Source organism: Bradyrhizobium zhengyangense (assembly GCF_022012435.1).
GTDB classification, from domain to species: domain Bacteria; phylum Pseudomonadota; class Alphaproteobacteria; order Rhizobiales; family Xanthobacteraceae; genus Bradyrhizobium; species Bradyrhizobium zhengyangense.
Genome location: NZ_JAKLUA010000007.1, coordinates 58284 through 73413 on the forward strand (window position 1 = coordinate 58284; position 15130 = coordinate 73413).

Below are 15130 nucleotides of genomic sequence, written 5' to 3' on the forward strand. Positions count from 1 at the left end.
CATCATCCTGAAAGGGGAGAAAAAGTGAAACATTTCCGTCACATCGGCCTCGCGCTCGTCGCGACCTTTGCTGTGAGCCAGGCTGGGGCCGAGGAACTCACCGGCACGCTGAAGAACATCAAGGACACCGGCGCCATCACGCTCGGCTTCCGCGACTCCTCGATCCCGTTCTCCTATCTCGACGACAACCAGAAGCCCGTCGGATTCGCGATGGACATCTGCTACAAGATCGTCGACGCCGTGAAGAAGGAGCTCAAGCTCGACAAGCTCGAGGTGAAGCTCAACCCGGTGACCTCCGCGACGCGTATTCCGCTGATGGCGAACGGCACCATCGATCTCGAATGCGGCTCGACCACCAACAATGCCGAGCGCCAGAAGCAGGTCGCCTTCACCAACACCCACTTCCTCACCGCCAGCCGCTACGTCTTCAAGAAGTCGAGCGGCCTGAAGTCGATCGACGACCTCAAGGGCAAGACGGTGGTCTCGACCGCCGGCACCACCAACATCAAGCAGCTGACCGAAGCCAACGTCGAGAAGAAGCTCGGCGCCAACATCATCCCGGCCAAGGACCACGCCGAAGCCTTCCTGATGGTCGAGACCGATCGCGCGGTTGCCTTCGTGATGGACGACATCCTGCTTGCGAGCCTCGTCGCCGGCGCGAAGACGCCGTCCGACTATGTGATCTCCAAGGATGCGTTCTCCAAGCCCGAGCCCTACGGCATCATGCTCCGCAAGGACGACGCGCCGTTCAAGAAGGTGGTCGATGCGGCAACTGCTGCGCTTTATACCTCGGGTGAAGGCCAGAAGATCTACGACAAGTGGTTCATGTCCAAGATTCCGCCGAAGGGTCTGAACCTCAACACCCCGATCTCCGATCAGCTGAAGAACGAGTTCGCAAAGCCGTCGGACTCGCCGATCCCGGACGACTATAAGTAAGATATAACCCCGACCTTCCTGGGTCGGGATCATGTCCGGCCACTCTTGACACCAGAGTGGCCGGACATTTGCATAAGCGCCCAGACCTTCTTTCGAGCCGATCTTGATTGGCGCGTTCGCGCGGGGGACACGTGAACTACCATTGGAACTGGGGAATTTTCTTCGAGCCGAACCCGATGGGGACTGGCACCTATCTCGACATGCTGTTGTCGGGCCTGGTGCTGACCTTGAAGACGGCGGTGCTCGCCTGGATCATCGCACTGGTCTTCGGCTCCTTAGTCGGCGTGATGCGGACGCTGCCGTCGAAGGCTGCCGGCTGGTTCGGCTTCTGCTGGGTCGAGTTCTTCCGCAACATGCCGCTGCTGGTGCAGCTGTTCCTGTGGTTCTTCGTGCTGCCCGAACTGCTGCCGAAGGCCGCCGGCCTGTGGCTGAAGCAATTGCCGAACGCGCCGTTCTGGACCGCGGCGATCGGTATCGGATTTTTCATGTCGGCGCGCGTCGCGATCCAATTGCAGGCCGGCATTTCCTCGCTGCCGCGCGGGCAGAAGATGGCTGCGACCGCGCTCGGGCTGACCACGATGCAGGGCTATCGCTATATCCTGCTGCCGATGGCGTTCCGCATCATCCTGCCGCCGCTGACCTCCGAGTTTCTGAACACCATCAAGAACACGGCGGTCGCCATCACCATCGGCCTGATCGAGCTGACCGGACAGGCGCGCTCGATGCAGGAGTTCTCGTTCCAGGTGTTCGAGGCCTTCACGGCGGCGACCATCCTCTACCTCCTCGTCAACGCCGTGGTCGTGACCGCGATGCGCTTCCTCGAGCGCTGGGTTGCGATCCCCGGCTACATCACGGGGAAATAGCGCCATGTTCAGCAATTTCGATTTCGGCGTCATCATCCGCGCGCTGCCCTATCTGTTCTACGAGGGCATGACGTTCACGCTGCTGCTGACGGGGCTCGCAGCCCTCGGCGGCCTCGTGTTCGGCACGGCGATCGCCTTGATGCGGCTGTCGGGCTACAAGATTCTTGGCCGCATCGCCGGTGTCTATGTCGACTTCATGCGCTCGCTGCCGCTGGTGCTGGTGATCTTCTGGTTCTACTTCCTGGTGCCCTATATTGGACAGTGGGTGACCGGAGCCTCGCGCCCGATCAGCGTCGGCGCGTTCGCGTCCTCGCTCATCACCTTCATCATGTTCGAGGCGGCTTATTTCTCCGAGATCATGCGTGCCGGCATCCAGTCGATCTCGCGGGGGCAGCCGGCTGCGGCCAACGCGCTCGGCCTCACTTACGCGCAGACCATGCGCTACGTCGTGCTGCCGCAGGCGTTCCGCAACATGCTGCCGGTGCTGATCACACAGACCATCGTGCTGTTCCAGGACACTTCGCTGGTCTACGTGCTGTCAATCACCGATTTCCTCGGTGCGGCCAGCAAGGTCGCACAGCGTGATGGCCGTCTGGTCGAGATGTATCTGTTTGCCGCAATCGTCTACTTCACCATTTCCTGTATCGCGTCCTTCGGCGTTCGCCGCCTGCAGGCGCGCATCGCCATCATCCGCTAGAGCAAGTCGGTCATGATCGAAATCAGCCACGTCAACAAATGGTACAGCCCGACCTTCCAGGTGCTGACCGACTGCACCACCAGCGTCACCAAGGGAGAGGTCGTGGTGGTCTGCGGCCCCTCGGGCTCGGGCAAGTCGACCCTGATCAAATGCGTCAACGCGCTGGAGCCGTTCCAGAGCGGCGACATCAGCGTCGATGGCACCAAGGTCAACGATCCCAAGACCAATCTGCCGAAACTGCGCTCGCGCGTCGGCATGGTGTTCCAGCACTTCGAGCTGTTCCCGCACTTGAAGATCATCGACAACCTCTGCCTCGCGCAGCAGAAGGTGCTGGGCCGATCGTCTGACCAGGCGGTGGCGAAGGGCATGCAGCTGCTGGAGCGCGTCGGCCTGAAGGAACAGGCGCAGAAGTTTCCCGCGCAGCTCTCCGGTGGCCAGCAGCAGCGTGTCGCGATCGCGCGCGCACTCGCCATGGACCCCATTGTCATGCTGTTTGACGAGCCGACCTCGGCGCTCGACCCGGAAATGGTGAGCGAGGTGCTCGACGTCATGGTCGACCTCGCCCATGAGGGCATGACCATGATGGTCGTCACCCACGAAATGGGCTTTGCCCGCAAGGTCGCCAATCGCGTGATCTTCATGGATCGCGGCGAGATCGTCGAGGACGCGCCGAAGGAGGACTTTTTCGGCCAGCCGCGCAGCGACCGCGCGCAAAAGTTCTTGTCGAAGATTCTCTCCCACTAACCACCGCCGCCCCGGAATGACGAAACGAGGGTGCTCGACCCCCTCAACTGGCGTATAACGCGCCAAATCCCAATCCTCCCAGGAGACCCGCCTTGGATTCGATCGCCTACGTCAACGGCTCATTCGTCCCGCTCGCGGACGCGAAAATCTCGGTGCTGGATCGCGGCTTCCTGTTTGCCGACGGCATCTACGAGGTCTCGGCTGTGCTTGACGGCAAGCTGGTCGACAACGCCTCGCATCTGGCACGGCTGGAGCGTTCGGTCGGCGAGATCAAGCTGAAATTGCCAGAGACCGTTGAGCGCATCACCGAGATCCAGAAGGAACTGATCGCCCGCAACAAGCTGATGAGCGGTCTCGTCTATCTCCAGGTCACGCGCGGCGCCGACAAGGGCCGCGACTTTCCGTTTCCCAAGGCCGACGTCAAATCGAGCCTGGTGATGTTCACTTCGGAGAAGGACATCGTCAACGCCGCCTCGGCCAAGACCGGGATCAACGTCATCACCGTGCCCGACATCCGCTGGGAACGGCGCGACATCAAGAGCGTGGCGCTGCTGGCGCAGGTGCTGGCGAAGCAGGCTGCGGCCGAAGCCGGCGCCGGCGAAGCCTGGATGCTGCAAGACGGCTACGTCACCGAGGGCGGCTCGTCCACGGCGTTCATTCTCACCAAGGACGACGTCATCGTCACCCGACAGAATTCGAACGCGATCCTGCCCGGTTGCACCCGCAAGGCGGTGATCGCGCTTGCGGAGGAACGTCAGCTCCGCGTCGAGGAGCGCCCCTTCACGGTCGCCGAGGCGCTCGCCGCCAAGGAGGCGTTCGTCACGTCGGCCTCGGCGTTTGTGCAGCCGGTGGTCGCGCTCGACGGCAAGACGATCGGCGACGGCAAACCCGGCCCGATGGCAACGCGCCTGCGCGAGATCTACGTGGAGTTCGCGAAAGCGACGGCGGTCTAAGCCGCGCGCTCCGCTGCCGTAAGGTGGGCAAAGGCGCACTTGCGCCGTGCCCACGTCCTTTCCCTCGTTGGCTGAAGGTGGGCACGCTACGCTTTGCCCACCCTACGAGACCTGCTTCGAGGGACGCGCCGCGCCCTACGCCACCGACGCCTTCACCTTCACCGGATGTACCGCGCGGAACGCGATCGCCAGCCTGTTCCAGGCGTTGATGGCGCCGATCAGGGCGGTCAGGTTCACCGTCTCCGCGTCAGAGAACTGCGCGCGGACCTCTGCATAGACATCATCCGGCGCATGCGTCTCGGAGATCAGAGTCACCGACTCGGTCCAGGCAAGCGCGGCGCGCTCGCGGTCGGTATAGAGCGGGGACTCGCGCCAGGCATTGAGCAGATAAATGCGCTGCTCGGTCTCGCCGCGCTTGCGCGCGTCCTCGGTGTGCATGTTGATGCAGAAGGCGCAGCCGTTGATCTGCGAGGCCCGGATCTTGACGAGCTCGATCAGCGATTTCTCGAGTCCGGTCGACTGGATTTGCTCTTCCAGCGCCATCAGCGCCTTCATCGTGTCGGGGGCGGCCTGGTAGAAATTCATGCGGGGTTTCATGGTCGTTCTCCTTTTGCGGGGTGAGGGGTCAGTGGGCTCCCCCGGCCGAGACATGGCCGGGCTTCTTCAGGAAGAGGGACGCGATGAAGGCCACGATCAGCGCGAGGCCGAGCAGATAGAAGGTGTCGCTGAAGGCGAAGATGTAAGCCTGCTTCTGCACGACGTGGCCGATCGCGACATAGGCGCGATGCGCGGCATCGGCACGGTCGAGCACGCCGTGATTGATGAAATATTGCGTGAGCTGCTCCAGCCGCGTGCGGGTGGCCTGCTCGAACACCGAGACCGACTGCGTCAGCACGTTGGAGTGATACTGCTCGCGCTTGGTCAGCACGGTTTGCAACAGGGCGATGCCGACGGCGCCGCCGAGGTTGCGCATCATGTTGAACAGGCCGGATGCCGAGCCCGCATTCTCCGCCTCGATGCCCGATGTAGCCACCGCCGACAGCGGCGCCATCACAAGCGCCTGGCCGATAGCGCGGACAACGTTCGGCCACAACAGCTGGTCGGCGGCGTAATCGCTGGTCATGAAGATATTCATGAAGTTCGAGGCGGCGAACAGGATGAAGCCGATTCCAATGATCATCCGTGCATCGAAGCGCTGCATCAGGCGCGGTACCAGCGGGATCAGCACCAGCTGCGGCAGACCGGTCCAAGCCAGCACCATGCCGATCTGCTCGGAATTGTAGCCCTGAATCCGCGACAGATATTGCGGCAGGATGAACACCGAACCATACAACGCGACGCCGAGCAGAAAGTTCGCGAGCATCCCGAAGCCGAAATTGCGGCGGACCAGCAGGCGCAGGTTGAGCAGCGGCTTCTTCACGGTCAGCTCGATGATCAGGAAAGCGGTCAATGCCACGGCCGCGATCACGCTGAGCTTGACGATGAAGGGTGAGCCGAACCAGTCGTCCTTGTTGCCTTCTTCCAGCACGGTCTGAAGCGCGGAGAGGCCGATCGCCATGGTGATGATGCCGGCCCAGTCGCCGTCGCGCAGGAGCGACAACTTCATCGGCTTGGGTTCGAGCGCGTACCAGAGCATGCCGACCATGATCGCGCCGGGCGCGAGGTTGACGTAGAAGATGTATTGCCAGCCCAAATTCTCGGTGAGATAGCCGCCGATGGTCGGGCCGATCGCCGGTGCGAACGTCGCCGACAGCGCGAACAGCGCAAGCCCGACCGGCTGTTTTCCACGCGGCAGCAATGTGATGATGAGAGTGAATGCCATCGGGATCAGAACGCCGCCAGTGAAACCTTGGACGGCACGCAGCACGATCATCTGCGGCAGGTCCTGCGCCAGCGCACAGGCCGCGGACAGCGCCAGGAACAGGATCGCATTGGTGAGCAAATAGATCCGGATCGAGAACACCTGCGCGAGCCAGCCGGACAGCGGGATCACCACGATCTCGGCGATCAGGTAGGAGGTCGAGATCCAGCCGCCGTCGTCGATGCCGGCGCCGATCGCGCCCTGGATGTCGGCGAGCGAGGCGTTGACGATCTGGATGTTGAGCACTGCCATGAAAGCGCCGAGCGTGGCGCCAACCACCGCGATCCAGGTCTTGGCGGAAACGGCCGGCGTGGCGGCAGCAGCTTGCGGCGCGGGGATGTCGGCGGCGGAGGCGGCGTTGACGGCTGGTTGGAGCGTGCTCATGGAAGCCTCGTCTCTGTTGCGGAGACAGGATGCGTCAGGTGGACCGTTTCGATAATCGGGGAAGTCCGGGAAGGATCATCAGGCAGGACTTGATAATCCTGCCGCGATCCTCCGCGACATCAGCTTCCGTTCGGACGCGGCGCGTTGTCGGCGACGCGCTTGGTCGTCTCGTGCTCGGCCACCACCGTCGCCTTGGTATCGACCGTCGGCACTGCCGACATGCCGGGGCGCAGCAGGCCCGTGAGACTGTGATCGTCGAGCACGATCTTCACTGGCACGCGCTGCACGATCTTGGTGAAATTGCCAGTCGCATTGTCGGGAGGCAGCAGCGCGAATTCAAGCCCGCTGGCCGGCGAAAGGCTGTCGACATGGCCGTGCAGCGTGCGATTGCGAAAACTGTCGACGATCAGTTCGACCGGCTGGCCGGCGCGGACATGGGTGAGCTGGGTCTCCTTGAAGTTCGCGACGACATAGACCGCATCGAGCGGCACCACCGCCATCAACTGCGTGCCGGCCTGCACGTACTGGCCGACCCGCAAGGATCGGGCGCCAACGGTGCCGTCAACAGGCGCGGTGATCTCGGTATAGGACAGGTTCAGCTCGGCCTGGTCCGCGACCGCGCGGGCGCGGTCGAGCTGCGCAGAAGCCTGCGCGCGCTGCGTCGTGAGCACGTCGACCTTGCGCTGTGCGGCAACCAGGCCCGACTGCGCATGCTGCAATTGCGCGTTGCTGGCGCGGAGCGCTGCGTCGGTCTGCTGCGCGCGCTGGATCGTGCCGGAGCCAGACTTCATGAGGTCGTCGTAGCGGGCGCGCTCCTCCTGCGCGAATTTCAGATTGGCATCGGCTGCGACGACGTCGGCCGTGCTCTGCGCGATAACAGGCTGTTGCAGCTCGAGCTGGGCATCGAGGTTGCGCACTGAGGCTTCGGCGGCCGCAACGTCGGCGCGGGCTTGCCCCAGCGCGGCCTTGAAGTCGCGGTCGTCGATCCTGGCCAGCACCTGGCCGGCCTTGACCTTCTCGTTGTCGCCGACCTGCACCTTCGCGATGTAGCCGGAGACCTTGGGGGCGATGATGGTGGAATCCGCCTTCACATAGGCGTCATCGGTGGTCTCAAGGTAGCGGCCAGTAGTCAGGTAATTGTAGCCAAAGTCGCCGGCGCCGGCGACGCCGAGGATCAGTCCCAGCGCAAGGGCCGCCCGCTTGATTGCCTGCCGAGATGGTTTCAGGCTGATTTTATCAGTTGTTTCAGTGGTATAAGTCGCGTTCGACATGACATCCTCCGGATTTGGCAGGCGTCCCGTTCCGAAGGGGGCGCTGTTGTCTGGGTCGAAGATGCGCTGTCCCGGCTCTTGTGATAATCCGCCAAAAAGCAAAATGATTGTCCACCCACGCTGCATAATCCGAGGCGCTCATGGACCGGCTGACCAGCCTGACCGCTTTTGTCCGGGTCGTTGATACCGGCGGCTTCTCCGCCGCCGCCCGCAAGCTCGAGATGTCCACGACCATGGTGAGCAATCACATCCAGGCGCTGGAGGAGCGGCTGGGCGCGCGGTTGCTCAACCGCACCACCCGCAAGGTCAGCGTCACCGAAATCGGCAAGGCCTATTACGACCGCTGCATCCAGATCCTCGCCGATATCGAGCAGGCCGACGACATCGCCGGCGCCCTGCAGTCGGTGCCGCGAGGGACGTTGCGGATTCATTCCGCTACTCACATGGTGCCCTTTGTCGCGGGCGTCGTGGCAAAACTGCTGTCGACTTATCCGGAGGTGAAGGTCGACCTGCGCATGGGCGAAGCCAATGTCGACCTGATCGAGGAGGGCTACGACGTTGCTCTCCGCATGACCCCGCCGCCGGACTCCAGCCTGATCGTCCGCAGTCTCGCCACCTGGCGCCACGTGCTGTGCTGCTCGCACGACTATCTCGAAAAGCATGGCCGCGTGCAGCAGCTTGCCGAGCTCACCGAGCACAATTGCGGCCGCCACCTCAACTATCCCTTCGGCGACGAATGGCGCTTCTTCGACCGCAAGGGCGCGCCTGCCTCGGTCCGCATTTCGGGCAGCCTCGTTACCAACAGCGGCGAGGCGCTGCGGCGGATGGTGATCGAGGGCGCCGGCATCGGCCTGCTCGCGGGATTTCTGGTGAGCGACGATCTCGACGCGGGGCGGCTGGTGCGCCTCTTGCCGGAATATCGGCCGGTCGAGATGTCGATGAACGCGGTCTATCCGCATCGCCATCATCTGTCGGCCAAGGTGCGCACCTTCATCGACATGCTCGTGCATCATGGCGCCGAGCAGCAGAAGCTGATCAATCCGTATTCGTGAGCCCAGGCGTCGCGTCAACCGGTGGCGCGCATCTTTGCCGGCGAAGATGCCGCGAGATTGGCGAGCAGCTGCTCGACCTCAGGCTTCACCTTTGCGATCGCGATGTCCTTCACCGGCCCGTAACCGCGGATCTCCATCGGCGCTTTGGCGATGGCGACGAGGTCAGGCAGATGGGCCGCGTCGAGATTGTCAAGCATCTGCGCGATGACGCCCTCGTACCAGACAATCAGCTCTCGCTCTGCGCGCCGCTCCGCGGCATAGCCGAACGGATCAAGCGGTGTCCCGCGCAGCACCTTGAGCCGCGCCAGCACTGCGAGCGGCATCTGGATCCACTGGCCAAAGGCGCGCTTACGCGGGCGGCCGCGCGCGTCATGACCGGACGGCAGGAACGGCGGCGCGAGATGATACTGCACGCTGAAGCCGTCCTCGAACTCGCGCTTCAACTCGTCGAGGAAGCCGCTTCTCATGTGCAGACGCGCAACCTCATATTCGTCCTTGTAGGCCATCAGCTTGAACAGGGTGCGCGCGACGGCCTCGGTCAGCGCCTCGCTCTTGAGTCCGGCTTCGGCACGGCGGACCTTGGCGACGAGCGCCCGATAACGCGCGGCGTAGGCGTCGTTCTGGTAAGCCCTCAGGAAGTCGGATCGCCTGGTGATGAGCTGGTCGAGCGTCTCGGTTTTTGTTGCCTCATTCGCTTTCGGCAGAAAGTCGGGATCGGCGGCGGCGATCCGGCCCCACGCGAAAGCCTGCTTGTTGCGCTCGACCGCGACACCATTGAGCTCGATGGCGCGCAGCAGCGCCGATAGCGAGACCGGCACAAGTCCGCGCTGCCAGGCAAAGCCGAACATGATGATGTTGGCATAGACGGCATCGCCGAGCAGGCGCTCGGCCAGCGCATTGGCGTCGATGCTGTCGAGATTGTCGTTGCCGATGACCTGCCGGATCGCACGCAGGCGAGCAGGCGAGGCGAGATCGGCGTCGCGGAAGCGGACGACGTCGCCTGTCGGCATCTCCGCGGTATTGATCGCCGCGCGCGTGCCGTGGCGGTAGGTGCCGGATGCCTTTGGCGAGGAGCTGACCACGAGGTCGCAGCCGATCAGTGCGTCGGCAGCGCCCTGGTCGATACGGACCTGATGCAGTGCGTCGGGCGATGCGGCCAGGCGGATGTAGCTCAGCACCGGCCCGAATTTCTGCGCAAAGCCGGTGAAGTCGAGCACCGAGACACCGCGACGCTCCAGATGCGCCGCCATGCCGATCAGCGCGCCGACCGTGATCACGCCGGTGCCGCCGACGCCGGTCACGAGCAGATCGTAGGGACGATCGAGCGCTGCGGGGACGGGCAGGGGGAGCGTCGCTGCGTGGCCGATCGCATCAATCTGGCTGGCGCTCTTCTTCCGTCGCGTCGCGCCTTCGACGGTGACGAAGCTCGGACAAAAACCGTTGAGGCAGGAAAAGTCCTTGTTGCAGGCGGACAGATTGATCTGCCGCTTGCGGCCGAACGGCGTCTCCTTCGGCTCGACGCTGAGACAGTTGGACTCGACCGAGCAGTCGCCGCAGCCTTCGCAGACGAGGTCGTTGATGTAGGCAAAGCGCTTGGGATCGGCCATCTGTCCGCGCTTGCGGCGACGCCGTTTCTCCGTGGCGCAGGTCTGCTGGTAGATCAGAACCGAGACGCCGGAGAGGTCACGCAGCTCGCGCTGCACGGCGTCCATCTCCTCGCGCGGATGGATGGTGACGCCACCAGGCAAATCCGCCGGCGAGAATTGTGCGGGATCGTCCGATACCAGAGCGATGCGGGCCACGCCCTCGGCGCGAACGCTGTGCGCAATGGCCTGCACGCTGACGGGCCCGTCGACCGGTTGGCCGCCGGTCATGGCGACGGCGTCGTTGAACAGGATCTTGTAGGTGATGTTGGCTTTGGCCGCGATCGCCTGACGGATCGCCATCGATCCGGAGTGGTAGTAGGTGCCCTCGCCAAGGTTCTGGAAGATGTGCTTGTGGCCGGTAAATCGCGACGAAGCCGCCCAGTTCACGCCCTCGCCGCCCATCTGGATCAGCGATGAGGTCTCGCGATCCATCCAGCTCGCCATGAAGTGGCAGCCGATTCCCGCCAGCGCCTTCGATCCCTCCGGCACTTTCGTCGAGGTGTTGTGCGGGCAGCCAGAGCAGAAGTAAGGGGTGCGCGTTGCGCCGGATACGTTGATCGTGCGCGCAGCTTCCGGAAGCAAGGCGGCCGCACGGGCCGCGAGATTGAGGCCCGGAAACATCGGATCGAGCCGTCGCGCCAGCACCGACGCCAGCGCGCGCGGTGACATCTCGCCGATCCAGGAGATCAGCCGAGCGCCGGTTTCGTCATGCTTGCCGACCATGCGCTCCGGCTTGGCGCCGGGATAGTCGTAAAAATATTCCTTGAACTGGCTCTCGATGATGCCGCGCTTCTCCTCGACCACGAGGATCTCGCGCTTGCCTTTCACGAAGTCCATCGCGTCGTGCAGCGCCAGCGGCCAGACCATGCCGACCTTGTAGATGTCGATGCCGATGCTGCGGCAGGCGGCTTCATCAAGCCCCATCAACCGCAGCGCTTCCATCAGGTCCAGATGCGCCTTGCCTGTCGTGACGACGCCGTAGGTGGCATCAGGGATGTCGTAGATGTGGCGATCGATCGGATTGGCCTTGGCGAAGGCGTAAACCGCGTGCTTCTTCGCCTCCAGCCGCTCCTCGATCTGCGGGCCCGGCAGGTCCGGCCAGCGATAGTGCAGTCCATCAGGCGGCGGCGTGAAATCGGGCGCGCGGAAGATGCGCGGTGGGCGCAGTGCGACGGATGCGCCCGACTCCACGATCTCCGAGATCGCCTTGAAGCCGACCCACATGCCGGAGAAGCGGCTGAGCGCATAGCCGTATTCGCCGAATTCAAGATATTCGTCGACGCTTGCGGGATGCAGCGTCGGCATGAACCAGCTCATGAAGGCGACGTCGGACTGGTGTGGCATCGAGGAGGACACGCAGCCATGATCGTCGCCGGCGACGACCAGCACGCCGCCGTGCGGCGAGGAGCCGTAGGCGTTGCCGTGCTTGAGCGCATCGCCAGAGCGATCGACGCCGGGACCCTTGCCGTACCAGAGCCCGAACACGCCATCGACTTCACGGTCGGCTTGTGTCTCGACCTGCTGGGAGCCGAGCACTGCGGTGGCCGCAAGGTCCTCGTTGACAGCGGGAAGGAATTCGATGCGGTCTTTCTTGAGCCGTTGTTGGATGCGCCAGAGCTCGAGATCGATGCCGCCGAGCGGCGAGCCGCGATAGCCGGAGATGAAGCCCGCCGTGTTGAGGCCGGCCGCCCGATCGCGTCGCACCTGGTCGAGTACGATGCGGACAATGGCCTGTGTGCCCGTGAGGAAGACGCGGCCCTCCTCGCGCTCATAGCGGTCGGAGAGTTCGTAGGCGTCGAGTGACGGAATGGCGTCCATGGTGGACCTCGCGCGGCATCCTGCCGATAGCAAAGGTTAGGCCCGGGGCGCTGGTAGGTCTTACCTATTTATCCCGATATGGTCGCAGAATCGGTAGATTTTTGCCTATTCCGGACAAATTTGGTAAAACTTATCGATTGGAGGGCTCTCGATGATCGAAGACCATGACCTGCGGATTCTCGCCCACCTCCAGAAGGACGGTCGCGCCACCAACCAGCAGCTGGCCGATGAGGTCGGCATGTCGACCTCCGCCTGCTGGCGCCGGGTGCGCGCGCTCGAGGACAGCGGCGTCATCCGCGGCTATGCGGCCCTCATCGCGCGCGAGCAGGCAGGCTTTGCGATGTCGGCCATCCTCCATGTCTCATTGGAGCGGCACGACGCCAAATTCGTCGACGAGTTCGTCTCGCGCGTCACCACGCGCCGCGAGGTGCTGGAGTGCTTTGCGACCACCGGCGATGCTGACTATCATTTGCGCGTCGTTGTGCAGGACATGGCGGCCTACAACCGCTTCCTCGATGAGTTCATGTTCCGCATTCCCGGCATTCGCTACGTCCGCAGCAATGTGGTGCTGAAGGAGATCAAGACCAGCGTCGCGCTGCCGTTCTGACATACGGGAGGTGCCGTAGGGTGGGCAAAGGCGCTCTTGCGCCGTGCCCACGATCTTTCCATGATCGAAAAAGGTGGTGGGCACGCTTCGCGTTGCCCACTCTACAGCACCGGCGCTTACTGCCCCTCCCGTACAAACCTGTTCCGCAAGCTGCCGACACCAATAATCTCGATCTCCACGATATCGCCGTGCTTGATGTCGGGCGAGGCGCCATCCGTGCCCATCCAGATCACGTCGCCCGGCCACAGCGTAAAATACTTCGTCAGCTCGACCAGGAACGGCACCACGCCAAAGATCATGTCGTTCGTGTGGAAGCGGTTCGTTTCCTTGCCGTTGACGCGGACGATGGTCTCCATCGTCGCAAGATCGGCCTCGGTTTCGATCCATGGGCCCATCGGCTTGAACGTGTCGGCATTCTTCGAGCGCCACAGGCTGCGATCGGCCTTCTGCCAGGTGCGCTCGCTGACGTCGTTGCCGATGGTGTAGCCGAATACGCAATCCATCGCGTTCGCTTCGGTGAGATGTTTTACCTTCTTGCCGATGACGACGACGAGCTCGCCCTCGTAGTGGATCTTCTCCGTGGCAAAGGACGGGATCACGACATCCTCGTCATGCGCGATCAGCGCGTTCTGGGCGCGGTAGCCGATCTCGGGCCTCTCAGGCACAGCCGGCACCGTGCCGGCCTTGTCGGCGGCTTCCTTCAGATGCCTCAGATAATTCAGGCCGACGCAGTAGAAGGTGCGTGGAATCAGCGGCAACTCGATCTTCACCTGCGACAGCGGATGCGTGCGCGACGTACGCTGCCACTCACCGAAGGGATCGCCGTCGACCGCGATCACCTGATCGCCGTCCATGATTCCCCAGGAGGTCTTGCCGGAGGCGGTGAATTTTAGCCAGCGCATAGTCTGTCCTCGCTGTTATTCTGCAGCATTGCGCGGCTGCACTTTCCACGCGCCGGCGGCGGGCCGCTTCAAGCCGAGATTCTCCCGCAGCGTCTTGCCACGGTAGTCCTTCTGGAACAGGCCGCGCCGCTGCAACTCCGGCACCACATGCTGGACGAAATCGGCATAGGAGCCGGGCACGTAAGTGGCCGCGATGACAAAGCCGTCGCAGCCGCGCTCGACGAACATCTCTTCAAGCTTGTCCGCGATCTCCTTGGGGCCGCCGACCATGGCGTCGTGCACCTGGCCGCGGCCGGAGAAGGTGACGAAGTCGCGCGCGCTCGGATTGCTCTTGCCCGAGGTCTTCAGCACGCCGTCGCGGATGCCCAGGATGCCCTGCATGCTCTTGAGGTCGTCCGTCGTCAGCGGTTCGTCGAGATCCTTGGTGGCGAAGTCGTAATTGAGCGCTTCTGATAGCAGCGACAGCGCGTCGATCTCCAGCGGCAGCTTGTTGATCAGCGCCATCTTGTCCTCGGCTTCCGCCTTGGTCGCGGCACAAACGGGCGTCGTCAGATTGCAGAGGAACATCTGCTCCGGATCGCGGCCGGCTTTCGCGGCCTCGTTGCGCACGGACGCATAACCTTCCTTCGCGGCGCCGAGATTGCGCGCGGCGGTGAAGATCACCTCGCCCCATCGTCCGGCAAAGCGCTGGCCGCGGCCGGACGCGCCGGCCTGGATGATGACGGGGTGGCCCTGCTGCGAGCGCGGCACGGTGAACGGCCCGCGGGACTTGAAGGCCGCGCCCCTGTGATCGAGCCGCTTCACCTTGGTCGGATCGGCAAAACGTCCGCTTGTCTTGTCCATGATCAACGCGCCGTCTTCCCATGTGTCCCAATGGCCGAGCACGACCTCCATGAACTCGTCGGCCTTGTCGTAACGGGAATCATGTTCGGGATGGGAGTCCCGGCCCATGTTGAGCGCCTCGCCGTCGTTGAGCGAAGTCACGACGTTCCAGCCCGCGCGCCCGCCCGACATCAGATCGAGCGTGGCAAAGCGGCGGGCGACGTCGAACGGCTCGTAATAGGTGGTCGAGCATGTTGCCCCTAAGCCGAGCTTGTCGGTCACCATGCCCATCGTGGTCAGCACGATCAGCGGATCCATCTTCACGCAGCGGATGCCGTATTCGACGGTGTGGGCGTGGTCGTTGCCATAGCGGTCCGGCATCGCGAGACGATCGTCGAAGAACGCCATCTGGAACTTGCCGGCCTCGAGAATCTTCGCGATCTCCTGATAGTAGTCCGCCGACATGGAGTCGCTGCGCGAGTCCGGATGCCGCCACGAGCTCGGCAAGTTCGTGCAGTTCTGCGCCTGCAGGAAGCCGACCAGAACCATCTGCCTGTTCATGTTGCTGTTCTCC

13 protein-coding genes are annotated in these 15130 nt (G+C 63.4%); 7 read left to right on the forward strand and 6 right to left on the reverse strand.

All coding sequences use genetic code 11. The annotated features are described in order from the left end of the window. Positions 1–24: 24 nt before the first annotated feature. The 5 genes from L6637_RS21820 (at position 25) to L6637_RS21840 (ending at position 4193) form a co-directional block, all read left to right on the forward strand. Positions 25–936 carry an amino acid ABC transporter substrate-binding protein gene (locus L6637_RS21820; RefSeq protein ID WP_237864600.1) on the forward strand — a complete coding sequence of 304 codons (912 nt, stop codon included), beginning with the start codon at positions 25–27 and terminating at the stop codon, positions 934–936. A gap of 131 nt (positions 937–1067) precedes the next feature. Then, positions 1068–1799: an amino acid ABC transporter permease gene (locus tag L6637_RS21825; RefSeq protein ID WP_237864599.1), complete on the forward strand. Its 732-nt coding sequence runs from the start codon at positions 1068–1070 to the stop codon at positions 1797–1799. A 4-nt stretch (positions 1800–1803) separates the two neighbouring features. Further along, positions 1804–2496, forward strand: a complete 693-nt coding sequence (locus tag L6637_RS21830) for an amino acid ABC transporter permease (protein WP_237864598.1) — start codon at positions 1804–1806, stop codon at positions 2494–2496. Between the two features lie 12 nt (positions 2497–2508). After that, entirely contained in the window at positions 2509–3240 is a 732-nt protein-coding gene (locus L6637_RS21835; RefSeq protein WP_237864597.1) for an amino acid ABC transporter ATP-binding protein, read from the forward strand. A 92-nt stretch (positions 3241–3332) separates the two neighbouring features. Further along, a complete protein-coding gene (locus L6637_RS21840) occupies positions 3333–4193 on the forward strand; it encodes a D-amino-acid transaminase (RefSeq protein ID WP_237864596.1) in 861 nt (286 codons plus the stop codon). Positions 4194–4328: 135 nt separating this feature from the next. Here L6637_RS21840 and L6637_RS21845 read toward each other — a convergent pair whose 3' ends face one another. The 3 genes from L6637_RS21845 to L6637_RS21855 all read right to left on the reverse strand — a co-directional run bounded on the left by L6637_RS21845 (position 4329) and on the right by L6637_RS21855 (position 7709). Further along, positions 4329–4790: a carboxymuconolactone decarboxylase family protein gene (locus L6637_RS21845; protein ID WP_237864595.1), complete on the reverse strand. Its 462-nt coding sequence runs from the start codon at positions 4788–4790 to the stop codon at positions 4329–4331. Positions 4791–4818: 28 nt separating this feature from the next. After that, positions 4819–6438 carry an MDR family MFS transporter gene (locus L6637_RS21850; RefSeq protein WP_237864594.1) on the reverse strand — a complete coding sequence of 540 codons (1620 nt, stop codon included), beginning with the start codon at positions 6436–6438 and terminating at the stop codon, positions 4819–4821. Between the two features lie 119 nt (positions 6439–6557). Then, positions 6558–7709 (reverse strand): HlyD family secretion protein, encoded by a 1152-nt coding sequence (locus L6637_RS21855; protein WP_237864593.1) that lies wholly within the window; start codon positions 7707–7709, stop codon positions 6558–6560. Between the two features lie 140 nt (positions 7710–7849). On the opposite strand from L6637_RS21855, the gene L6637_RS21860 reads away from it, so the two are divergent. Continuing rightward, complete coding sequence (locus L6637_RS21860) at positions 7850–8761, forward strand: LysR family transcriptional regulator (protein ID WP_237864592.1); 912 nt, start codon at positions 7850–7852, stop codon at positions 8759–8761. Positions 8762–8775: 14 nt separating this feature from the next. On the opposite strand, the gene L6637_RS21865 is transcribed toward L6637_RS21860, so the two are convergent. Then, entirely contained in the window at positions 8776–12225 is a 3450-nt protein-coding gene (locus L6637_RS21865) for an indolepyruvate ferredoxin oxidoreductase family protein (protein ID WP_237864591.1), read from the reverse strand. A gap of 151 nt (positions 12226–12376) precedes the next feature. Here L6637_RS21865 and L6637_RS21870 point away from each other — a divergent pair, with 151 nt between their 5' ends. After that, on the forward strand, positions 12377–12832 hold the full coding sequence (locus L6637_RS21870) for an Lrp/AsnC family transcriptional regulator (protein ID WP_237864590.1): 456 nt from the start codon (positions 12377–12379) through the stop codon (positions 12830–12832). Between the two features lie 116 nt (positions 12833–12948). Here L6637_RS21870 and L6637_RS21875 read toward each other — a convergent pair whose 3' ends face one another. Beyond that, a complete protein-coding gene (locus tag L6637_RS21875) occupies positions 12949–13734 on the reverse strand; it encodes a fumarylacetoacetate hydrolase family protein (protein WP_237864589.1) in 786 nt (261 codons plus the stop codon). A 15-nt stretch (positions 13735–13749) separates the two neighbouring features. Further along, a complete protein-coding gene (locus L6637_RS21880; protein ID WP_237864588.1) occupies positions 13750–15117 on the reverse strand; it encodes an LLM class flavin-dependent oxidoreductase in 1368 nt (455 codons plus the stop codon). Positions 15118–15130 lie beyond the last annotated feature (13 nt).